Here is a 21,530-nt window from a genome sequence, read left to right on the forward strand (position 1 = left end):
CGCGACGCTTTGTGCCCTTGCCGCCCCCAGCAGCACATGTTAGTGTTCTCTATAAATAAAAGACACTTCGGTCACAAGAGTGTCGAGGAAACGCACAATGCTCGCCACCCGGCTCGAACCGAGTGATGCCGCACTGGAAGCGCGCGGCATCTCCAAACGGTTCGCAGGCGTCCCCGTCCTGCACGACGTCGACTTCTCGATCGCGGCCGGAGAGGTGCACGCGCTCGTCGGCGAGAACGGTGCCGGCAAGTCCACCTTGATGAAGATCGTCAGCGGCATCTTGACCGAGTTCGACGGCAACCTTTTCAGCCGTGGCCGCGGCCTGCGTTTCGCCTCGGTACGGGATGCCCAGGCTGCCGGCGTCGCCATCATCCACCAGGAGCTCAACCTCATTCCCGAGATGAGCGTGGCCGAGAACATCTTCCTCGGCCGCGAACCCCGTATCGCCGGGCTGTTCGTCGATCGCCGTGCCCTTGCCCGCGCCGCCGCCAACCTGCTTACCGGCTTCGGCGTCGCCCTCGATCCCGAAGCACGCGTGGGATCGCTGCGGGTCGGCGAGCAGCAACTGGTCGAAATCGCCAAGGCGCTTTCGCTGGAAGCGCGAGTCCTGATCATGGATGAGCCGACCTCTGCCCTGTCGCCGAGCGAATGCGAGCGCCTGTTCGGCATCATCCGCAAGCTCGCCGCCTCGGGCGTGGCCATCGTCTATATCAGCCACCGCATGGATGAAGTTTCCCTGCTCGCCGATCGCGTCACGGTAATGCGTGACGGGCGGCGCGTGCTGACGGCTGCCATGGCGGAGCTGACGCCCGAGCGCATCATCGCCAGCATGGTCGGCCGCGATCTCAGTCTCGCCACGCCGCCCCACACGCCTGACCGCTCTGCCGAAGCCCTTACCGTGCAAGGTCTCGGCCTCAGCCTTCCCCAGACGCGCGGCGGTTGGAAACGCGTGCTGCGCGACGTGTCCTTCAACCTGCATCGCGGAGAAATCCTCGGCATTGCCGGCCTGCTCGGCTCCGGCCGCACCGAGATTCTGGAAACGATTTTCGGGGCCACCATGGGACGCCGTGAGGGCCGGATCGTCGTCGACGGCGTCGAAGCCCGGATCGACAGCCCGCGCCAGGCCATCCGGCACGGCCTCGCTTTGGTGACGGAAGACCGCAAGGCGACCGGGCTCCTCCTGCAATCGGCCATCCGTGACAATGTCTCCCTGCCTTCCCAGCCCTTGCAGCGGCGCTTCGGCCTGCGCGACGACGGCCTGGAAACCCGGCTTGCCCGCGAGGCGATCGCCAGCCTCTCCGTGCGCTGCCGCTCGGACGAACAGGTCGTAGCCGAACTCTCCGGCGGCAATCAGCAGAAGGTGGTGATCGGCAAATGGCTCGCCATCGGCCCGCGCATCCTGCTGCTCGACGAGCCGACGCGCGGCATCGACATCGGCGCGAAGAAGGAGATCTACGATCTGATCTTCCGCCTCGCCGGACAGGGCATGGCCATCCTCGTCGTCAGCTCCGAACTGCCCGAATTGCTGCTGCTCTCCGATCGCGTGCTGGTCATGCAGGAAGGGCGCCAGGCCGGCATTCTCGAACGCGGGGGGGCCAGCGAGGAAGCGATCATGACCCTTGCTTCGCCGCGGCGGTCTGGAAGCTCCCGTTCGCAATCTCCGGCCGGCGACTTGCTTGCAGGCGGGTCCGAAGACCCGTCCCCCGATATTCCGCGCCCCTCGCCTTCCTCCATGAGCCGTCAATGACCTTTCTGAGACTTCTGTCGCGGACCAAGCTGTATTGGGGCCTCGCCGCCCTCTTTGCGATCGGTGTCGCCTTTTCGCCGGTCACCTCCAAGGGGCGGAACATCTTCCTGACCTCCGGCAATCTCTCCGACGTACTGCGCCAGGTCTCGATCACCGGCCTGGTCGCCGTCGGCATGACCATGGTGATCCTGATCGGCGGCATCGACCTGTCCGTCGGCTCGATCCTGGCCCTGGGCACCGTGCTGGCGGCGCTGCTGCTCACCCAGCCGGGTCTCACCGTGGCAGCGGGCATCGCCCTGCCTGTCACCTTCCTGGTCGCAATGGTCGGCGTCGCCCTGATCGTTTCCTTCGTCTCCGGCCAGCTCGGCATGGGCAGATCCGTGGCAACGGCGACATCGATCCGTCACGACCGGCGGCGATCGGCGCTTTCGGCCATCTGGCTGCCTCTCGTCGCGGGCATCGTCGTCGCGGGACTCTTGACGCTCTGGCTCGCCTCCCAGGCCGGCAGCCAGTTCGGCATGCCCGGCGTGCTGATTGCGGTGTCCTGCGTCGGACTCGCAGTCGGCGCGCTCAATGGGGCGATCATCGTCAGCGGCCGCCTGCAGCCCTTCATCGTCACCTTGGCGATGATGGTCACCATGCTCGGCCTCGCCCGCCTGGTCGCCGGCCAGGACAGTGCCGTGGTCGCCGTCTATTCCGGCACCAACGCCACCACCGACATCGATCTCCTGCGCGCCGTGCTCTGGGGCGTGCTGCCCGTGCCCGGCCTGTTCTTCCTGGCCGCCCTCGCCCTCTTCATGGTGGTGCTGAAGTTCACCGCCTTCGGCCGCTATGTCTATGCCATCGGCGGCAATGAGGAGGCGACACGCCTGTCCGGCATCGCCGTCACCCCGGTGAAGATCGCGACCTATGCCTTCTCGGGCATGCTCGCCTGCATCGCCGGCGTGCTCTATGTGGCGCAATACCGCCAGGGCAAGCCCGACGCCGGCGTCGGCCTCGAGCTCGACGCCATCGCCGCCGTGGTGATCGGCGGCACCAGCCTGATGGGCGGGCGCGGCAGCCTCGCCGGCACGCTGGTCGGCGTGCTCATCTTCGGCCTGCTCACCAACATCCTGCAGCTTCACAACATCTCCACCAACGTCCAGTTGGTGATGAAGGGGCTGATCATCATCCTCACCGTGCTGCTGCAGGAACGCAATCTTGGCCAGATCTTCGCGTCGCTCAAGACGAGCCCGCAAGCCGAGGCACAGGATGAGAAGACCTATAACAAGCTGGAGGAAACCCCATGATCAATCGCCGGAACTTCATCCATGCCGCGCTCGCCGGCGGCGGCGCCATGCTGATCCCGTTGGGCTGGACGCCGCGCGCCCTTGCCGACGACAAGAAATATACGATCGGCTTTTCGCAAGCGACGACGCTCGAGCCCTGGCGCGTCCAGTTCAACAAGGACCTGAAGGCGGAGGCCGAGAAGCATCCCAACGTCAACCTGCTGATGGCCGATGCCGAGGACAAGACCGAAAAGCAGGTGTCGGACACCGAGAGCTTCATCACCCAGGAAGTCGACGCCATCCTGATCAGCCCGAAGGAATCGGCCGGCCTGACTGCGGTCGTCGAAAAGGCGATGGACGCCAAGATCCCGGTCTTCGTGCTCGACCGCAACGTCAATTCCGAGAAATACACCCAGTGGATCGGCGGCGACAATGTGGTGATCGGCCGGGCCGTCGGCGACTTCGTGGTCAAGACCCTGGGCGGGGCCGGCAAGGCCAAAGGCAATGTCGTCGAGATCTGGGGCGGCCTCGGCACCCAGGCGAGCCACGACCGCTCCAATGGCTATCACGAGAAGGCGGACAAGGAGAGTGGCATCAAGCATCTCCTCAACCAGCAATCGGCCGACTGGAAACAGGCCAAGGCCTATGAGGTTATGTCGACGGCCCTGCGCAATTTCGAGGACATCAACCTGGTCTATGGCCACAACGACCCCATGGCCTATGGCGCCTATCTTGCTGCCAAGGATGCCGGCCGGGAAAAGAACATCCTGTTCGTCGGTGTCGACGCCTTGCCCAATGAAGGTGTCAAATACGTCCATGACGGCGTGCTTGCGGCGACCTTCGTCTATCCCACGCCCGGCGCCGAGGGCCTGCGCCAGGCTCTGAAGGTGCTAGGCGGCGGGACGGTCGAGAAAAAGCTGGTGCTGGATACCCAGACCATCACCAAGGACAATGCCGACGCCATTTTGAAGGCGAACGGATTGCTGTGATTTTTAAAGGAGACGGCCGGCAGGCTCCCTCCTCCGACGCTCTGAGAAACAGCTCTCTTGACGAAAGGTAAGGGCGAGATTTTACTCAATCTCGCCCTACCTCATGTCCCACACCCAGAGAGTTCGCATGCTGCGCCTCCGTACGGCCTGTCTCGGCCTCGCATTCGCCTTTATCGGCGTGAACAGCCTTCACGCCGACGACGCCGGGCGGCTGGCTCAAGCCAAGGAGATCATCGTTCTGGCGCGTACGACCGACAACATGCGCAAGCTCTTCCCGACTTTTCTGTCACAGATGAAGCCCATGCTCATGCGGCAAGGTGCCGATGAGAAGACTGCGGTCGAATTTTCCAAGCGCTTCGCGGAGCGGCTGGACAAGGATCTCGACAAGTTCGTCGACCTGGCAGCGCAAGTCTATGCGCGCGAATTCAGCGAGGAAGACCTCGCCAATCTCATCGCCTTTTATAAATCGCCGACCGGACAGAAGATGGTCGAGAAACAGCCGGTCATCGCTCAATTCATGGCGACCGTCGGGATGCGGTGGGGGCAGCAGGTCGGCAGCGAGGTGATGGGCGAATATCTGAAGGAAAGAGCCGGCAACAAGTCGGCGACGCCGTAAAGGCAGCAGCAGGATCATCCCAGCCGCATCAGCACCAGTCCGCCCAGGATGAGCAAGGCCGAGAGGCCGCGCACCGGCGTGAGGGGTTCCTTCAGGAAGACCATGGCGATCAGGCCTCCGAACAACACGCTGGTCTCGCGCGTGGCGGCAACCAGGGCGATGGGCGCCACCGTCATCGCCCAGATCACGATCCAGTAGGCGGCGAGCGACATCGCCCCGCCGGCAAAGCCCGGCACCAGGAATTTCAAGGCTGGTCGCACGCCGGCCCAGCCCTTGCGCCACAGGCAGATCACCAGCATCGGGTAGGCGTCGAGCGCGAACAGGGCAGCGGCATAGGAATTCGGGCTTCCCGCGGCGCGAGCACCGATACCGTCCACGATGGTGTAGAGCGAGATGGTGACGGCGGTGAGCAGGGCGTAGATCACGGCTGTTCGGCTCGGGACCAGCGAACCGCGCTGCCCCTTCAGCGAGATCAGCAGGACCCCGAGCCCCAGTACGGCAATGCCTGCGACATTGCCCCAGGTCATGGGATCATGGATGAAAGCCAAGGAAATCGCGGTGGTGGCCAGCGGTGCCGCCCCCCGTGCGATCGGATAGACCTGGCTCATGTCAGCCCGCCGATAGGCCTCAGCCAGGAACAGGTAATAAGCCAGATGCAGGGCGGTCGATAGTGCCACCCACACCCAGGCTTCCTTGTTGGGCAGCCCCGTGATCGCCAGGGCCGGCAGGGCAATGATGCCGCAGGACACCGCAATCAGCGTCATCGCCAGGAAGGGATCGAGCTTGATCTTGACCAGCGCATTCCACCCGGCATGCAGGGCCGCCGCAGTGAGCACGGCCAGGAAGACGGGGAGTTGCAATTCCATGGGGGGCGGACTTCGAAACGACGGACACCCACCGGCGGCGGCAGTGCCGCTGGCGGGTGGCGCACGATAGAGGGACAGACAAAAACGCGGGACGAATTTCACCAGCGCTTTCAGTGCCCTCCTTCTCATTATGACAGTTCGATGTCAAAGTCGCTTCGCAGGGTGCGACGTTTCGCGTGCGCCTTTCAGGCCGCCACCCAGACCAGATTGTCGTTGGAGAGAATGGATTCGCCAGACCAGCGATAGGCGGTCAGCACACCGCCCTTGGCGACGCTGAAATCAAGACAGGATGCGGTAGGCGACAACAATTGCGGCCTGCCCGACAGCCAGTAATGGCCGAACATCACGGGCACGGCCTCTTGATAGTGATAGTCGTGGGGAACGGGATCATCCAGCAATTCGCTCCTCCGACCGTCCAGCCCCAGGGCCGCGAGCCGGAAAGTCTTGGCCTCCCGATCCCACCAGCGCAGGCGAGCCTCGTGCCTGGTGTGACCGTCCTTGTCGCGGAAAGAGTGCCCGACGGGCAGTCGCACTTCCGGTCCCTTGAGCAGGACATCGGCCGCGAGATGTTCCGGCGTGCCGCCAAGATAGGCCTTGCGCAGGCCCTTCTCGTGAAAGCACCCGGCTGCGTCGAGGCAGGTCGCTACGAGGCAGGCTTGCGAGGCGGCATGCCAGCACGCATGCACCATCCGCAATCCGCCGAGATCAAGCCACACCGGCAGGGAGGCAAACCAGGCAAGCGCCTCGCAGTGGGCCGGCGATCTCTCCCCGATCTGCGCCAGAAAGGCGGCATGCTGCTTTTCGTTCTTTTCGGTGTGGGGCCGCAGGAAGCCGCCGGTGCCGTTCGGCGTTGCCCAGCCAAGTGCATTGAACTCGTGGTTGCCCATGATCGCCCGGGCCGTGCCCGCTCTCGCCATGGCACGGACGACGCTGAGAACCTCGACCTGTTCCGGCCCGCGATCGATGAAATCCCCCAGGAAGATCACCTTGCGCGAAGCATGCCGATAGGCGCCGTCCCGTTCGCGATAATCGAGCCTCGCCAGCAGCCTGTGCAGCGCATCGGCATGGCCATGAATGTCACCGATCACATCATAATTCATCGTCAAACGATTGATTTTCCTTGTTCATGTCGAGATAGAGGCGATTGCCCATCCGATCCCGTCTCGTTGCTGGAGCGCGCACCGCCCATTCTCTCCGAAGTGTGCCATGACGGCGGCTTGACAGGGAAGGGTTGCCCACGGCAGGATGAACCATGGCCACTTTGCGCATCATCTTCGCCGTTTCCAAACAGCACCTCCTCATCGGGGGCAGGTGATCGTCGCGCGCGCCATAAGCAGCGAACCAAGATCGAAAATGTACCCCGCCGGTTCGACGGGGTTCTTTTTTGCTGCCGTCTCCGGCACATCGGAGATGATCCATGGAAATCCCCTCTTCTGCCAACCGTTCGCAGGTTTCCCCGCAGGGCCTGTGGCTGCCCCTGATCACGCCCTTCCGCGACGGCGCGCTCGACGAGACCTCGCTGCGGCGTCTCATTCGCCATTACGGCACGCTCGGGCTGGATGGCCTCGTTCTCGCCGGGACGACAGGCGAGAGCCTGACCCTGGACGAGGATGAAACCCAGCGGCTGGTCGAGGTCAGCGCCGACGAGCTTGCCCGGCAAGGCTACCGACTGCCGCTCTATCTCGGCCTTTCCGGCAGCAATACGCGCAAGCTCGCCAAGCGGCTTCACAGCCTGGCGGACTGGCCGATCGCAGGCCATCTGATTGCCTGCCCCTATTACAGCAGACCCTCCCAGGCCGGGCTGATCGCCCATTTTCGCGTGCTGGCGGACAGTAGCCGGCACCCCATCCTGATCTACAACATTCCCTATCGCACCGGCGTAAACATCGGCAACGAAGCAATGCTGCAGCTCGCCGAACGGGCCAATATCGTTGGGGCGAAGGACTGCTGTGGCGATCCGGCTCAATCGGCCGAATTGATCCGGCGTCGGCCTCCAGGCTTTTCCGTGCTGACCGGCGAGGATGCCTTCTACCACGCCGCCCTGACGGCTGGCGCTGACGGTGCAATCCTCGCCTCCGCCCATGTCGAGACCGCGAGCTTCATCGCCATCCGCGACGCCTTTGCCCGGGGCGACGAGCCAGCCGCCGGCGCCGCTTGGCGCTCCCTTACCGATCTCGTGCCGCTGCTCTTTGCCGAACCCAATCCGGCTGCGATCAAGTATTGGCTCTGGCGCACCGGTCTGATCGACAGCGGCGAATTGCGGCTGCCGATGACGCCGGTGAGCGCCGCGCTCGCCGTCCGCCTCGACGGCGCGATCGACCGGATGAAGTCGGCGGCTTAGCCCTCGACGCAATCCCCCTTGAAGGGAAGACACCCCGATCTGCCATAGCCGGGCTTGACCCGGCTATCCTGAAGCCGCGCGAAGGGACTGGATTGCCGGGTCAAGCCCGGCAACGACAGGGTCCTGCGAAATCGAAAACTCTCAAATGACATGCATTGCACTGAGCCCACTCCACAGCCAGGAGGCTGAGCGCGGGATTGACGGGTCGCGGCGCGGGTGTAGGTTTCATTGCGGACGATGGAGGGGGACAGGATGATGAAACTGGCATCGTGCATCGTACTGGCAGCCGCCCTGATGTCCATCATCCCGGCCTTCGCCCAGGCTCCCAAGAGCACGGCTGCATCCGCCGCCGTGCAGAAGGAATTCAGCAGCTTCATCACCAGGTTTCGGGCTGCGCTGAAGGCCAATGACGCAGCGGCCGTCGCCGGCCTGGCGAAACTGCCATTTCAGAATGACAGCGCCATCGCCGATGCCGCGCAGTTCCGCGCCAAGATCTACCGGCCCGATTTCACCGCAAAGACCCGGGCCTGCCTGCAACGCGAAAAGCCCGTTTATGATCGCGATGGCGACGGCAACGACTCCTATTCCGTTGGTTGCGGCGAGCAGATCTTTGTCTTCACCAGGACGCCAGCGGGCTTCCTCCTGAGTGACATCGCCGTGAACGATTGACGGGCCCGGCGGGATCAGGCCGCAAGCCGACCTTCAGCTCACCAGTGCCGCCCTGCTGCGCTGGCGCCATTTCGGCCAGATCAGCAACCAGCCAACCAGGACGAGATTGACCACATTCCACAGGAAACCGTGCAGGAAGGCGAGCCGGTAGGACTGGGTGGCGTCATAGATGAAGCCCGAGGCGAGCCCACCGCACGCCATGCCGAGCACGGTCGCCATCAGTACCAGGCTGATGCGGGCCCCCGCCTCGCGCGGCGGCAGGAACTGGCGGATGATCACGGCATACATCGGCACGATGCCACCCTGGAACAGACCGAACAGGCCCGAAATGACCCAGAGCGAGGAAAGGCTGTTGAAGAAAAGATAGAGCAGTAGCGCCGCCCCCTGCATGGCGGAGCCGATCAGCAGCATCGGCCCGGCGCCGATGCGATCGGCGACCACGCCGGAAGCAAGGCGGCTGACCACGCCCAGCCCCAGCATCAGGGCGATGATCTGGGTACCGATGGCCACGCCGTAACCGAGATCCCCGCAATAGGCGACGATGTGGACCTGCGGCATCGACATCGCCATGCAGCAGGCAAAGCCAGCCACCACCAGGATCGCCTGCAGGGCATTCGCCGAAAGACCGAGTTCTCCGCGCGCGGCCTCCGTCGCGGCCTCAGCGGCCGCATAGGTGGTGGTTGCGGGCCGTCGGGTCAGCGCCAAAGCGAGCGGCACCATTGCAACCGGTGCGAACAGGCCGATGCCGATATGGGTGGCACGCCAGCCATAATCGGACTGGAAGTGCTCGATAACCAGCGGCCAGACGGCGCCGGCAAGATAGCTGCCCGACGCGGCAAAGGTCACCGCCAGCGCCCGGTGCTTGCGGAACCAGTGCGAAAGATCCGAGATCAGCGGCGCGAAACCGGCAGCCGAACCGAGGCCGATCACGATCGAGAGGGCAGCGAACTGCCAGATATTGGAAGTGAAGGCTGCCAGCACATAGCCGGCGCAGAGCAGCACAGCCCCGATCAGGATCGGCACGACGATGCCGGCCCGATCAGCCAGGCGGCCCATCACCACCCCGCCGACCGCAAAGCCCAGCATGGTGCAGGTATAGGGCAGGGAGGCCCCGCCCCGCAGCGTATCGAACTCCACCTGCAAGGTCGGCAATACGACCACGACCGACCAGTTGCCGACACACGCCACCGTACCAAGGATGAGAGTGAGAACCAGACGCAACCAGGAATAGGCGGAATCGACGTCGCCAGGCCGATCGGCCTCACGGGGCAAAGCTGACACGGGGAGTTTCCTCGTTCCGGAATATTGTCCTGAATATGCTTGTTTCGCCGACCGGACGGCGTGCAATGGTCAGGCTATAGCAGCTTCCGTCCCGGCTTTGCCAGATCGATCCGAGCATGGCTGACCTTCTGAACGGGCGTCTCATGTGCCCTGCTCCAGGACGCGCAATACGAAGGCTGCCCGTTCGGCGACAGGCAGGAGCGGCAGTGGAACCAGTTCGTAGTCGAGGCGGGTATAGACATCGACCATAGCGGCATGGGTCGCCTCTGCTTCCTCGAGGCTCTGCTTGCGCTCGGCATCGCCGGCATAGATCGCCGGCCAGGGCGGGGCGATGAAGACTTGCCGCCGGTAGCGACAAAGCGCAGCTGCCCTGCGAGCCGGCTCAGGCACCGGCAAACCGCAGAGGTGAAGGTAACCGATCACATCGGGGATGCCGCGATCGAAAACCACCAGCCCTTCGAATGCCTGCGCCTCGCGATAGGAACGCATGTCGGCGGCGAGCATCAGATTCGCAAAGACAGCGCGGTCGGCCCATGGCAGGGCATTGCCGCCGATGATGATCTGGTCCTGGATGATACCCCGGCCGGCCTCCGGCATGGTACGCCCCCCCTCGGCAGCCAGGGCCGATATCAAGGTGGTCTTGCCGGATCCGGGACCACCGGTGACGACGACGAAACGATCGATCTGAGACAAGGCTCGATCTCCTCCTGTTTGAAATGACAGTGCTTTGGGAAAGACAGCGGGCGTGCGGAGTGCATCCGCGCGAACGGGCCGGATCACGCCGACGATGGAAGGATTGAAGGCAGCTGGTTTGAAGCCGGCCGCATCGACCGGGCACTTGCCCGGGAGGCCGATTTGGGGCCGCAGCTTCCGGAAAGCTGGCCTGCCTCGCGACTCGCCGGGCAAGTCTACCCTGACAAGGCTCCAATCAAAACCCCTCGCCGCCGAGCCAGCTTCTCGCCCGTCAAAGGGCGCACGAAATCACACAAACCGTCGCCTCTCCTGCAGAGAGCGTCGGTTGCAGGTCATTTGCTCCGCGTCCGAGGCAACACCATGGCGATCGAGAGGGGGTATGGCCGCGCGTGGCCGCTCCTTCCGCAACATCACGGGGGACAGTCAGGCATGACAGACAGGATCGGCAAGTCGGGAGCACAGGGCTTGATCGTGGATCGCCGCGAGCTGATGAAGGGAGCCGCCGCGCTCGGCCTCGGCTATGGCCTGACCGGCGTTCTCGGAGGGCCAGCCCTGGCCGCGGAGACACCCAAGAAGGGTGGCACGCTGCGCATCGGCATGGAGGGTGGCTCGGCCTCAGACACCCTCGATCCACGCTCCTTCGCCGATTCCATCCCGCTCAACTACGGCTATCAGATCTGGAACGGCCTGGTCGAGATCGACAATAACGGCAATGCCGTCGGTGAGCTCCTGGAGAGCTGGGAAGCCAAGCCCGGCGCCAAGGAATGGATCTTCAACATCCGCAAGGGCGTCACCTTCCACTCCGGCAAGACGCTCGATGCCGACGACATCATCTATTCGATCAACCTGCATCGCGGCGACACCAAATCGGCGGCCAAGGACCTGTTGTCAGGTATCACCGAGATCAAGAAACTCTCGCCGACCCAGATTCAGATCAGCCTGAGCGGCGGCAACCTGAACCTGCCCTACAACCTGACCGACTATCACATCCTCGGCGTGCCCAACGGCTTCACCGATTTTTCCAAGCCGGACGGCACCGGCGCCTACAAGCTGGAGACCTTCGAGCCGGGCGTGCGTGTGGTGACCAAGAACACCGGCAATTACTGGAAACCGGGCTGCGGCAATTTCGACTCGGTCGAGCTGCAATATATCGGCGATTCCTCCTCGCGCCTGCAAGCGCTGATCGCCGGCCAGGTCGACGCCATCAACCGTCTCGACCCCAAGACCATGGATCTGGTGACATCCTCGCCCGATGTAAGCGTGGTGCAGACCAAGGGCACCGGCAACCGCTATGCCTTCGTGGCGCTGTGCGACGCCGATCCCTATTCGAATGTCGATCTGCGCTGGGCGCTCAAATATGGCATCGACCGCAAGAAGATCGTCGACACCGTCTATCAGGGCTATGCCACCGTCGGCAACGACACCACCATCAGCCCGATGAACAAGTATTTTGCCAAGGACCTGGCACAGACGCTCTACGACCCGGAGAAGGCGGCCTTCCATTACAAGAAGGCGGGCAGCCCCAAGCTGGAGGTCAAGGTCTCCGAGGGCGCCTATAGCGGCGCCACCGACGCGGCCCTGCTCTACCAGGAATCGATGAAACAGGCCGGTATCGAGCTCACCGTCACCCGCGTCTCCGCCGACGGCTACTGGTCGAACATCTGGCTCAAGGATCCCTTCTGCGCGGTCTATTGGGGCGACCGTCCCGCCATCGACCTGCAGCTCTCGCAGACCTATCTCTCGGATGCGGCCTGGAACGACACCCATTGGAAGCGGCCTGATTTCGACAAGCTTGTCCTCGCCGCACGGGTGGAGGAAGACGAGGCCAAGCGCAAGGAGATGTATTTCGAGGCGCAGAAGATGATCCACGACGATGGCGGCATGATCTGCTTTGCCGTCAGCGATTATCTCGACGGCTATGCCAAGAAGGTGATGGGGACGGCGCCCCATCCGCGCTACGACATGTGCGACCAGCGCATCGCCGAAAAGGCCTGGTTCGCCTGAGTTCGAACGCCCCAGCTAGGGCGCCGGTCAGGGCCCTAGAGTGTTTTTCAGAAAAGTTGATAGACTTTTCGATTAATAAAACGCGTTAAAACAAAGAGTTAGAGAGAAAGTGCGGTTCAGAGAAATCGCACTTTACTCTAGCCCCACCAGAAAATGGCGGCGATGATGACGTAGAGGCCGACAAGCGCGGCGCCATCCGCCATGTCGGCCCGGCCATCCGCCGTGACGACCACGCCGATGATGGCCGACAGCATCAGGGCCACCGCCAGCATCGGCGGGATCACCAGGGTGAAGGGCGTCCCACCCATGGCATAGCTGACGAAGACCAGCACCGGGATAAGGGCGAGCGCAACCTGCAGCGACGAGTTCAGGATCACGCTGATGGCGAGTTCGGCCTGGTTGCGCAGGGCGAACTGGATGCCCACGACATTCTCCACTGCGTTGCCGACGATGGCCACGATGACGAGGCCGGCGAAGGCCTGGGAAATGCCGAGCGTCTCGATCGCCGGGTTCAGTGCCTCGACGAACCAGTCCGACACGAACAGGGCGGCGACGCCGGCGAGCGCCAGGATCGTCAAGGCCAGCCAGAGGGGCCAGCCCCCCTCCTGCTGGCCATGCGCCTCGGCCGGCACGGTGCGTTCGCTGCCGCCGAGCATGACCCTTACGGAAACCAGGAAGACGAGAAGCAGGACGCCGGCGCAGACCAGGGCCAGCTTGTCCTCATGGGCGCCCGCCGGCAGGTGCATCACCGAAGCGAGCGTCGGCAGCATCAGCGCGGAAACCGCCAGAAGCAGAAGGGCCGCGATCATGCGCGGTCCTGCCGCATCGAACACCAGCACCTTGTGGCGGACACTGCCCGCGATGAAGGCAATGCCGAGCACCAAGAGGCTGTTGCCGAGAATCGAGCCGATCAGCGAAGCCTGCACCACCTCGATCAACCCGGCGCGCAGCGCGAAGATACACACGCACAGTTCAGGCAGGTTACCGACCGCCGATTGCACGATGCCGGTGGCGGCCGGGCTGAGATAGCGCCCGAGATGGTCGGTGGCCTCGCCGATCAGCGAGGCCAGCCCGGCAAGAGCAACGGCACCGATGACGAAGACGAGGATGTGAGAGGCGCCGGTGTAGTTCGCGATACCTGTGGCGGCCGATGCCCCTCCCGCGATGGCGAGCGTCACGAAATCGCGTTTCGACAGCATGGAACCTCCTGCGAAGCCGTATAGGTTTCATAGCCCGGCGCGGAGACGCAAGGGAAGGTCAATCTTGTCCCGAAGAACAGGCTCCCCAGATTGAAGAGCCGTCGCCATTCGCCTGGAAGCAGTGGAGCCGTGCACGGATTTTCCACGCCATGCGGGCTCGACAGGCAACATTCCCGCGCCCTACCTTCCATACCACAATGCCGGAGGGTCCATGCGCGCAACAGTCCTTTTCCCAATCGTGCTTGCGCTGACGGCCGTCCCGGCCCAGGCGGAGAACCTGCCTCCCCTGCGCCAGGGCGACCTCGTCTTCCAGCAGTCGAAGAGCCCGCAAAGCGAGGCGATCCGCCTGGCCTCGGGCAGCGCCTACACGCATATGGGCATCGTCGCCCTCACGCCCTCCGGGCCAATGGTGATCGAGGCAGCCGATATCGTCCGGCAAACGCCGCTCGAGGCCTTCCTTGCCCGCGGCATGAAAGGCCGCTTCGCCGTCTATCGGCTACGCGGGCTCGATCAAGCCAAGGCAAATGCCGCCATCACGGCGGCACGGACCTATCTCGGCCGACCTTACGATCTCTATTTCCGCCTCGATCCGAGCGCCATCTACTGCAGCGAGCTGCCCTATGAGGCTTTCAGGAGCGTTGGGATCTCCCTCGGACGAATCGACCGTTTCGGTGACCTGTCGGTGCGAAACCCCACCGTGAAGGCGCTGTTCGCTCAGCGCTGGGCCAGCCATCCCGATTGCAAGGGCACGGCGGGTGATGCCGCAGCCTGCTGGACCCGCATCCAGAACCAGGGGATCGTCACACCTGTCAACATCGCCCATGACAACCGGGTCGAACGTGTCGGCGGTGATCTCTAGAGCCCCCCAAGGCTGGAAATCACCGCATTTCCGGCTTGCCCGACGGCTGCGCTGCAATAGGATGTCATAAAAGCCGTCGTCACCATCGGGAGAAAGCGCTGCCATGGCCCTCTTCGCCGATCGTTTCAAAGGCCGTAGCGCCGTCATCACCGGCGGGGCTTCCGGCATCGGCCTCGCCAGCGCCCGGCGCATCGCCGCCGAAGGTGGCCGGATCATGATCTGGGACGTCGACGCCACGCGCATCGATGCCGCGAAGGCGCAGATCGGCCCCGGCACCTTCGGCCTGGTGGTCGACGTCACCAATCCGGAGGCTGTCGAGACCGCCGCCAAGACCTCCGAACGCCATCTCGGCCAGATCGACGCCCTGATCTGCTCGGCCGGCGTCGCCGGACGCAATGCGCCGGTGATCGACTATCCGATCGAGGAATGGAAGCGCATCTTCGAGATCAATGTGAACGGGTTGTTCTATGCCAACCGCTTCATCGCGGCGATGATGAAGAAGCGCGGCTATGGCCGCATCGTCAACCTAGCCTCGATCGCCGGCAAGGAAGGCAACCCCACTGCTTCGGCCTATTCGGCCTCGAAGGCCGCCGTGATCGGCTTCACCAAGGCCCTCGGCAAGGAACTCGCCAAAAGCGGCGTCACTGCCAACGTCATCGCGCCGGCCACGATCGACACGCCCATCCTCAAGCAGGTGGCGCAGGCCCATATCGACTACATGCTGTCCAAGATCCCAATGGGCCGCTTCGGCAAGGTTGACGAAGTCACCGCCATGATCGCCTGGCTCGCCAGCGAGGAATGCTCCTTCGCCACCGGCGCGGTCTTCGATGCTTCGGGTGGCCGTGCCACCTATTGAGCGACTGTTGCTTCAGCGCCAGCGATAGTTGAAGCTGACGCTGATTCGCTCTTCGTCCGCCTGGTTGATCGGCACCTCGTGGCGCAGCCAGCTCTCCCACAGAAGCACCGTGCCGGCCTGAGGCGCCTCATAGACGAAGGACCGCTGCTCCTGGGCCGCCTTGGCCTTGCGCGGGGGCGCCGCCATCATCAGGCCGAGCCGCGGATCCTCGAGCTTGAGCGCGCTGGAGCCCTTGGGCGTGGCGACATAATAGGTGCCTGAGATCACCGAGCGCGGATGGATGTGCGAGGTATGTACCCCGCCTTCCGGCAGCACATTGACCCAGATGTCGTCGAGCTTGAGCTTGTCGCGGCCAAGATCGAGCTCGAGCTCCTTGGCAAAGGCGGCAACATGGCCATCCAGCACCTTCACCAGTTTCTTGATTGCCGGAAAACGCCAGGGCAGGTCATTCAGCGATGCGTAGGACGTATAGCCGGGATAGCCATGCTTGTAGCACCAGGCCTGCCCGGCCTCGTCATCCTCGGCGAGGGAACGGCAGGTCGCGTCGATCTCGGCGAGCGGCGCTTGCGCCTCGTCGAGTTCGGCACGATAGAGCTTGGTGACGAAAAGGGTCTTGATCTCGGCCATGGCCAGGGAGTTGCCGGGCAAGCGCGCGCCTGTCAAGCCACTTGTCGCTTCGTTTTGCGTTCGGCAGCGAAAGCTCGCAAGCCCAACGCCCTGCCGCAATGCCGAAGCCCTCCCCTATTTCTGCCAGAAGGGCTTGGCGATCTCCTCCTCGACCTGCCACTTCTTCATGCCGATATCTTCGATCAAATGGGGATTGGCTTTAGCCATTTCCTCAAGGTCCCTGCGAAAATAGACCCGCTGACGCCAGATCGTGATCATCCCTGGCAGGATCGCCAGACTGCAGAGCCGGCGCAATGTTTTGCTCTCTCCAGGCCATTCCTGATGGTGGCAGGCCGACCCAAGGGCGGGAAAATCGTTCATGGCAACCTCCATAAAGTTCGAGGTCCAAGAGGGTCCCCGATCTGATTGAGGCTGGATTGTGCAAGACACGAACGGCGCCGTACTTAAGCTCTCCCAAATAGTTCTCAAAACTTCCAAATGGGCTATAGATTGCGCCCCATGCAGGGATCGCGCTTTACCTTTGGCCCGTTCGTGCTCGATTCAGGCGCGGGAACGCTTCTTCGGGGCGACGCTCCCGTTGCCGTCGGCTATCGGGGGTTGAAGCTGCTTGCGGCGCTGGTCGAAAAGCCGGGCGAGATCCTGGGCAAGGCCGCGCTGATGGATGCAGCCTGGCCCGGCACGGCGGTCGAGGAAGGCAACCTCACCGTCCAGATCGCACAATTGCGCAAGCTCCTCGGCCCGGCCACCGATGGCGGCGAATGGATCGTCACGGTTCCACGCATCGGCTATCGCTTCACCGGTGCCGTCGAAGAACTCGGCCGCGACCAGCCAAAGCCGTTGCCGCTGCCCGGCAAGCCGTCGATAGCCGTGCTGCCCTTCGTGAATGTCAGCAACGATCCCGAGCAGGAATCCTTCGCCGATGGGCTGACCGAAGACCTCATCACCGATCTGTCGGGGATCTCGGGCTTGTTCGTCATCGCCCGCAACTCGGCCTTTGCCTATAAGGGCAAGGCGATGAATGTGCGCGGCATCGCTCAGGATCTTGGCGTACGCTATCTGCTGGAGGGCAGCGCCAGGCGCGCTGCCGGGCGCGTCCGCATCAATGCGCAACTGGTCGACGCGGTGAGCGGGGACCATCTGTGGGCGGAGCGCTTCGACCGCAGCCTGGACGACATCTTTGCCGTCCAGGACGAGGTCACCGGCAAGATCATGGAAGCGCTGCTCCGCCGGCTCCGTACCCCTCCGCCCCGCAATCCGCCCCGGAACCTCGAGGCCTACGACCTGTGCCTGCGCGCCCGCAGGCTGATGGACGATTCACCACAGACCGCGCAGGAAGCCCATCTCATGCTGACGCGCGCGACTTTGCTCGATCCCGATTATGCCGAGCCCTATCGCTGGCTTGCCATGAATCACTGGATGGGATGGGTGCATTCAGGTGGTCCGACCGAGGCCTCCCGCAGCGTCGCGCTGGAACTGGCGCGCAAGGCGGTGGCGCTCGATCCAAACGATGCCGGCTGCCGCTGGGTCCTGGCCTATCTGCTGGCCTATGACCGCAGCTTCGCCGAATCGGACACGCAATTCGCCAAGGCGATCGAACTCGATCCGAACGAGGCCGACATCTGGGCGGTCCTATCCGACATCTCGGTCCTGGCCGGCCGGGTCGAGGAAGGTCTCGAGCAGATCCGCAAGGCGTTCCGGCTGAACCCGTTTCCGGCAAGCTGGTACTATCTGACGCTGGGGCAGGCGCAATATGCGGCCGGCGACTATGAAGCTGCCGTCGAGACGCTGCGCAGGGACGAGACCTACCGCACCAGCTCACGCCGCTTCCTGGCGGCAAGCCTGGCCCAATTAGGCCGGCTCGACGAGGCGCGCGCAGAGGTCGAACTGTTCCTCGTCGGCAACCCGCATTTCACGATTCGCCACTGGGCCAGGACGGAACCCTTCCGCGATGCCGCCACGCTCGAGCATTTCGTCGATGGCTGCCGCAAGGCCGGCCTGCCAGAGTGAGAAACACAATTCGAGAAAATCGCCTCTTCTCTAATCTTCGGACCGGTCCGAAGCTTCACGATCGCGTTCGTAGTGGCTCTTGAGCGGAAACGGCGGTAACCACGATTCGCGGCGGACGGTCCAGCTTTCATAGGTGGGCATCAACTGATCGGGGGCATCGAGGGTGCCCAGATGCACTTCGATTTCGTCAGCGCTGCGTGCGAAAACAGACGAGCCGCAACGGGGACAGAAAAACCGGCCGGCATAGTCGCGTGTCTGGCCCTCGATCGTCACCGCCTCCTGGGGGAACACTGCGGAGGCATAGAAGAGCGCCCCATGATGCTTGCGGCAATCGAGACAGTGACACAGGCCGACCCGGTATGGGCGCCCCGATGCCACGAGCCGGACATCACCACACAAACAGCCGCCAGTGAATCGGTCCATGCTGCGTATCCCCTGCGATCAAACGATCAGATGGTTACAACGAACCGGCCCGTCATTGCCACGATCCCTCAGGGCGATCCTAAGACCGATTCGCGCTTTTTGCCGATCGCCCTGTCTCGTTGCATTTTCATACGTCGAAAAGTCAGCTGGTTCATACGTCGAAAAGTCAGCTGGCCTTTCGAAGGGCGCCTCGGACCGCTCAAGCCCATGCTGCCTAAAACCTGATCCTGCTGCCGCCGCATTGGCCAGGTCATCGTCTTGCCGAGACCGTCCGGCGGTATATGGATGCCGTCCCGTTCCCAGGCGGCGGTATTCTCTCCTCGACATGAAGAGCCCGAGCCCACCTGGATCGGCGATCGCGGCGTCCGTAATCGAGACTTAACCCGGCAACGCTGGAAGGAAAAACTTTCCCTTTCAGCGTTGTTACAAAGTTGTCATGTAGCATTGTGCCGATGAAGCAGGCTGTAGAAAACTACCGCCTTGCACTCTGGACAAAAAAAGACGGCCGGGACGAACCCGGCCGTAGCTTGGACAAAGTCCAAAAGTCACCATCCAGAGGGGAACGTCAGATGCTCCAGGTCGCCACCGGGAGGATGATGGCCCGAACGTCTGACAAGGCTGAGAGTATATTTGCCGGCCCCCTCCTGCAACGCTTTCTTTCACATGCCGGCCCTGCGTGCTGCGCATAGATGCAATTGCCGCCGAAATGGCCACCCTTTTTGCCCAATCCTTGGTCAAGACGGCGCGCAGCACACCTTTGCTGTAAAAATAGGCAAGCGGCCCGCAGAACCCAGTCGGAAAGCACCGCAGTTCACGGAAAGGAATGCCCCGGTTCCGATCCGGTTGGCTGGAAGCTGCGCCTGCCGTCGGATAGACGCTGGGTGTCCAGGCCATGCCTGGTCAGGTCATGCAAGCTTGCGGGTGCCTGGATGAATCGCGCGGGATCTGCGGCACCCGACCCGATTTCGGAATCCGGCCCGGTGCCCACAGTCATTGTTGCCGCAGCGTTTTGCCGAAAACCGGCATCGTCTTCTTGGCACGAGGTTTTAGAAGGCCCAGCGCTGGGCCTTGCTGACCAGGAAATCCCTGAGAACCTGGATACGGGCCAGATTCTTCATCTCCTCGGGATAAACGAAATAGGTCTCGAGCTGCGGCATTTCCGCATCGGGCAGCACCTGGACCAGGGTCGACTCACGGCCGACGAGATAATCGGGCAGCACGGCGAGGCCCACGCCCCTCTCCACCGCCGTCTTGACGCCGCCGAGATTGTTGACCTCGAACACCGGCTCACGCGGGTCCTTGGGATCGCGCCCGACCGTATTCAGCCAGTTGATCGCCTGAAGGAAGCTGCCGGCCGTGCCACCGAAGCTGATGATGCGATGGCGGTCGATCTCCTCGATGCTGCGCGGCTGGCCGAAACGCTTGATATATTCAGGCGCGGCATAGGCATGAAAATGCACCGTGAACAGCCGGCGCTGGATGAGGTCTCCCTGCTCGGGCTGGCGCATGCGCAGCGCGACATCGGCTTCACGCATACCCAGGTCGAGCTCCTGCTCGGTCAGCAGGAGCTTGAGTCGCATATCGGGATAAAGATCGAGAAACTCACCGATGCGCGGCGTCAGCCAATAGGTGCCGAGCCCCACCGTGGTGGTCAGGCGCAATTCCCCGTTCGGCTTTTCCCGGCTGTCGCTGAGGGCGCCCATCGCCGCTTCCAGCTTGAGCATGACATCCTGGGTGGTGCGGAACAGCATTTCGCCCTGTTCGGTCAGGATCAGCCCGCGCGCATGACGATGGAACAGCGGCGTGCGCAGATCCCCTTCCAAAGCGGAGACCTGCCGGCTGACGGCCGACTGCGACAATCCGAGCACGTCGCCCGCATGCGTGAAGCTGCCGGCCTCCGCAGCCGCGTGAAAGACCTTGAGCTTATCCCAATCCATGAAGCACCCAGTTCAGCCCCGCTCCAGATTCTGCGCTTCGACCCTTGCTTTGCTTCGGTTCAACGTCGGCCAAGTTCAACGCGTATTCGGCGACGCGCGAAGATCTGATTTGCGCAGAGTATATGATGATTGCCTAAAAGTTTGAAACGGGTGGCAAATTTAGGGCGGAAATCGATTTATTCCGCAGCTTCCCTGTGGACTTCCTCAGCCGCCAGCCATTTCTCCGCCTCAAGCGCTGCCATGCAGCCCATGCCGGCCGCGGTGACGGCCTGGCGATAGACGTCGTCGGCGACGTCGCCGGCAGCATAGACGCCCGGAACGCTGGTCGCCGTCGTGCCCGCGACGGTCTGAATATAACCACCATTCTTGAAGGTGAGTTGTCCGGCAAAGAGTTCGGAGGCAGGCTTGTGCCCGATGGCAATGAAGACGCCATCGGTATCATGCTTGGTCACGACGCCGGTTTCGACATTGCGCAGATTGACGTGGGTGACACCCAGCGGGATCTCGTTGCCGCCGATCTCGTCGAGCACGCTGTTCCAGACCACCTCGATATTGGGATGCTTGAACAGGCGATCCTGCAGGATCTTTTCGGCACGGAAATGGTCGCGCCGGTGCACGACCGTCACCTTGGCGGCGATATTGGCCAGATAGAGCGCCTCTTCCACCGCCGTGTTGCCGCCGCCGACCACGGTGACGTTGCGGTTGCGGAAGAAGAAGCCGTCGCAGGTGGCGCAAGCCGAGACGCCGAAGCCGCGGAACTTCTCCTCCGACGGCATGTCCAGCCATTTGGCCTGGGCACCGGTGGCAATGATCAGGGCATCGGCGAAATAGACGTCCCCGGTATCCCCTTCCAGGCGGAAGGGACGCTGCGACAGGTCGACTTTGGCGATATGGTCGGACACCATGCCCGTGCCCATATGCTCGGCCTGCTTGCGCATTTCCTCCATCAGCCAGGGCCCCTGGATCACCGAGGAGAAGCCGGGATAGTTCTCGACATCGGTGGTGATGGTGAGCTGGCCGCCGGGCTGGATGCCGGAGATCAGCAGGGGCGACAAATTGGCGCGCGCTGCATAGATTGCCGCGGTATAGCCCGCCGGGCCCGAGCCGAGGATGATGAGCTTGGAGTGACGGGTAGCCATGCCGAGGTT

The 21,530-nt window shown here is 63.2% G+C and carries 21 protein-coding genes; 10 read left to right on the forward strand and 11 right to left on the reverse strand.

What is annotated here, in order from left to right:
- Window positions 1–97: 97 nt before the first annotated feature.
- From ABXS05_RS06595 to ABXS05_RS06610, 4 genes are all read left to right on the forward strand, one after another.
- On the forward strand, window positions 98–1,747 hold the full coding sequence (locus ABXS05_RS06595; RefSeq protein WP_367623327.1) for a sugar ABC transporter ATP-binding protein: 1,650 nt from the start codon (window positions 98–100) through the stop codon (window positions 1,745–1,747).
- On the forward strand, window positions 1,744–3,036 hold the full coding sequence (locus ABXS05_RS06600; protein ID WP_311944371.1) for an ABC transporter permease: 1,293 nt from the start codon (window positions 1,744–1,746) through the stop codon (window positions 3,034–3,036). The genes ABXS05_RS06595 and ABXS05_RS06600 overlap by 4 nt, the downstream gene beginning before the upstream one ends.
- A gap of 47 nt (window positions 3,037–3,083) precedes the next feature.
- Window positions 3,084–4,004, forward strand: a complete 921-nt coding sequence (locus ABXS05_RS06605) for a substrate-binding domain-containing protein (RefSeq protein WP_311944405.1) — start codon at window positions 3,084–3,086, stop codon at window positions 4,002–4,004.
- Between the two features lie 127 nt (window positions 4,005–4,131).
- Window positions 4,132–4,620 carry a DUF2059 domain-containing protein gene (locus ABXS05_RS06610; protein WP_311944372.1) on the forward strand — a complete coding sequence of 163 codons (489 nt, stop codon included), beginning with the start codon at window positions 4,132–4,134 and terminating at the stop codon, window positions 4,618–4,620.
- Between the two features lie 14 nt (window positions 4,621–4,634).
- Here the strand turns inward: ABXS05_RS06610 and ABXS05_RS06615 are convergent, their stop codons facing one another.
- The 3 genes from ABXS05_RS06615 to ABXS05_RS06625 all read right to left on the reverse strand — a co-directional run bounded on the left by ABXS05_RS06615 (window position 4,635) and on the right by ABXS05_RS06625 (window position 6,773).
- Window positions 4,635–5,486, reverse strand: coding sequence for an EamA family transporter (locus ABXS05_RS06615; RefSeq protein ID WP_367623328.1), 852 nt, complete (start codon window positions 5,484–5,486; stop codon window positions 4,635–4,637).
- 185 nt (window positions 5,487–5,671) lie between these two features.
- On the reverse strand, window positions 5,672–6,586 hold the full coding sequence (locus ABXS05_RS06620) for a metallophosphoesterase (protein ID WP_367623435.1): 915 nt from the start codon (window positions 6,584–6,586) through the stop codon (window positions 5,672–5,674).
- The gene (locus tag ABXS05_RS06625; RefSeq protein ID WP_367623329.1) at window positions 6,576–6,773 is read right to left on the reverse strand and encodes a hypothetical protein; all 198 of its coding nucleotides are present in this window, start codon (window positions 6,771–6,773) and stop codon (window positions 6,576–6,578) included. Before ABXS05_RS06625 ends, ABXS05_RS06620 begins: the two co-directional genes overlap by 11 nt.
- Before the next feature lie 130 nt (window positions 6,774–6,903).
- Between ABXS05_RS06625 and dapA the strand changes: the two genes are divergently transcribed.
- Both dapA and ABXS05_RS06635 read left to right on the forward strand, forming a co-directional pair.
- Complete coding sequence (gene dapA / locus ABXS05_RS06630; RefSeq protein ID WP_367623330.1) at window positions 6,904–7,827, forward strand: 4-hydroxy-tetrahydrodipicolinate synthase; 924 nt, start codon at window positions 6,904–6,906, stop codon at window positions 7,825–7,827.
- A gap of 255 nt (window positions 7,828–8,082) precedes the next feature.
- Window positions 8,083–8,496 carry a hypothetical protein gene (locus tag ABXS05_RS06635; protein ID WP_367623331.1) on the forward strand — a complete coding sequence of 138 codons (414 nt, stop codon included), beginning with the start codon at window positions 8,083–8,085 and terminating at the stop codon, window positions 8,494–8,496.
- 33 nt (window positions 8,497–8,529) lie between these two features.
- Here the strand turns inward: ABXS05_RS06635 and ABXS05_RS06640 are convergent, their stop codons facing one another.
- Together ABXS05_RS06640 and ABXS05_RS06645 are read right to left on the reverse strand one after the other, a co-directional pair.
- Entirely contained in the window at window positions 8,530–9,777 is a 1,248-nt protein-coding gene (locus tag ABXS05_RS06640) for an MFS transporter (protein WP_311944377.1), read from the reverse strand.
- Window positions 9,778–9,918: 141 nt separating this feature from the next.
- Window positions 9,919–10,470 carry an AAA family ATPase gene (locus ABXS05_RS06645; RefSeq protein WP_367623332.1) on the reverse strand — a complete coding sequence of 184 codons (552 nt, stop codon included), beginning with the start codon at window positions 10,468–10,470 and terminating at the stop codon, window positions 9,919–9,921.
- 429 nt (window positions 10,471–10,899) lie between these two features.
- On the opposite strand from ABXS05_RS06645, the gene ABXS05_RS06650 reads away from it, so the two are divergent.
- Window positions 10,900–12,474 (forward strand): ABC transporter substrate-binding protein, encoded by a 1,575-nt coding sequence (locus ABXS05_RS06650; RefSeq protein ID WP_367623333.1) that lies wholly within the window; start codon window positions 10,900–10,902, stop codon window positions 12,472–12,474.
- 137 nt (window positions 12,475–12,611) lie between these two features.
- On the opposite strand, the gene ABXS05_RS06655 is transcribed toward ABXS05_RS06650, so the two are convergent.
- Complete coding sequence (locus tag ABXS05_RS06655) at window positions 12,612–13,673, reverse strand: calcium:cation antiporter (RefSeq protein ID WP_068291418.1); 1,062 nt, start codon at window positions 13,671–13,673, stop codon at window positions 12,612–12,614.
- 211 nt (window positions 13,674–13,884) lie between these two features.
- Between ABXS05_RS06655 and ABXS05_RS06660 the strand changes: the two genes are divergently transcribed.
- The gene (locus ABXS05_RS06660; RefSeq protein ID WP_367623334.1) at window positions 13,885–14,532 is read left to right on the forward strand and encodes a YiiX/YebB-like N1pC/P60 family cysteine hydrolase; all 648 of its coding nucleotides are present in this window, start codon (window positions 13,885–13,887) and stop codon (window positions 14,530–14,532) included.
- A 103-nt stretch (window positions 14,533–14,635) separates the two neighbouring features.
- Window positions 14,636–15,388: an SDR family NAD(P)-dependent oxidoreductase gene (locus tag ABXS05_RS06665; RefSeq protein WP_311944382.1), complete on the forward strand. Its 753-nt coding sequence runs from the start codon at window positions 14,636–14,638 to the stop codon at window positions 15,386–15,388.
- Window positions 15,389–15,400: 12 nt separating this feature from the next.
- Here ABXS05_RS06665 and ABXS05_RS06670 read toward each other — a convergent pair whose 3' ends face one another.
- Together ABXS05_RS06670 and ABXS05_RS06675 are read right to left on the reverse strand one after the other, a co-directional pair.
- The gene (locus tag ABXS05_RS06670; RefSeq protein WP_367623335.1) at window positions 15,401–16,036 is read right to left on the reverse strand and encodes a TIGR02466 family protein; all 636 of its coding nucleotides are present in this window, start codon (window positions 16,034–16,036) and stop codon (window positions 15,401–15,403) included.
- A 93-nt stretch (window positions 16,037–16,129) separates the two neighbouring features.
- On the reverse strand, window positions 16,130–16,375 hold the full coding sequence (locus tag ABXS05_RS06675; protein ID WP_367623336.1) for a DUF1127 domain-containing protein: 246 nt from the start codon (window positions 16,373–16,375) through the stop codon (window positions 16,130–16,132).
- Between the two features lie 138 nt (window positions 16,376–16,513).
- Between ABXS05_RS06675 and ABXS05_RS06680 the strand changes: the two genes are divergently transcribed.
- Window positions 16,514–18,022, forward strand: coding sequence for a winged helix-turn-helix domain-containing tetratricopeptide repeat protein (locus tag ABXS05_RS06680; protein ID WP_367623337.1), 1,509 nt, complete (start codon window positions 16,514–16,516; stop codon window positions 18,020–18,022).
- 30 nt (window positions 18,023–18,052) lie between these two features.
- Here ABXS05_RS06680 and ABXS05_RS06685 read toward each other — a convergent pair whose 3' ends face one another.
- The 3 genes from ABXS05_RS06685 to trxB all read right to left on the reverse strand — a co-directional run bounded on the left by ABXS05_RS06685 (window position 18,053) and on the right by trxB (window position 21,521).
- On the reverse strand, window positions 18,053–18,445 hold the full coding sequence (locus ABXS05_RS06685; protein ID WP_367623338.1) for a GFA family protein: 393 nt from the start codon (window positions 18,443–18,445) through the stop codon (window positions 18,053–18,055).
- Between the two features lie 1,046 nt (window positions 18,446–19,491).
- Window positions 19,492–20,382 carry a LysR family transcriptional regulator gene (locus ABXS05_RS06690; RefSeq protein ID WP_068291406.1) on the reverse strand — a complete coding sequence of 297 codons (891 nt, stop codon included), beginning with the start codon at window positions 20,380–20,382 and terminating at the stop codon, window positions 19,492–19,494.
- Between the two features lie 176 nt (window positions 20,383–20,558).
- A complete protein-coding gene (gene trxB / locus ABXS05_RS06695) occupies window positions 20,559–21,521 on the reverse strand; it encodes a thioredoxin-disulfide reductase (RefSeq protein WP_311944387.1) in 963 nt (320 codons plus the stop codon).
- Between the last annotated feature and the right edge of the window lie 9 nt (window positions 21,522–21,530).

Source organism: Labrys neptuniae (assembly GCF_040797145.1).
In the GTDB taxonomy this organism is placed as follows: domain Bacteria; phylum Pseudomonadota; class Alphaproteobacteria; order Rhizobiales; family Labraceae; genus Labrys; species Labrys neptuniae.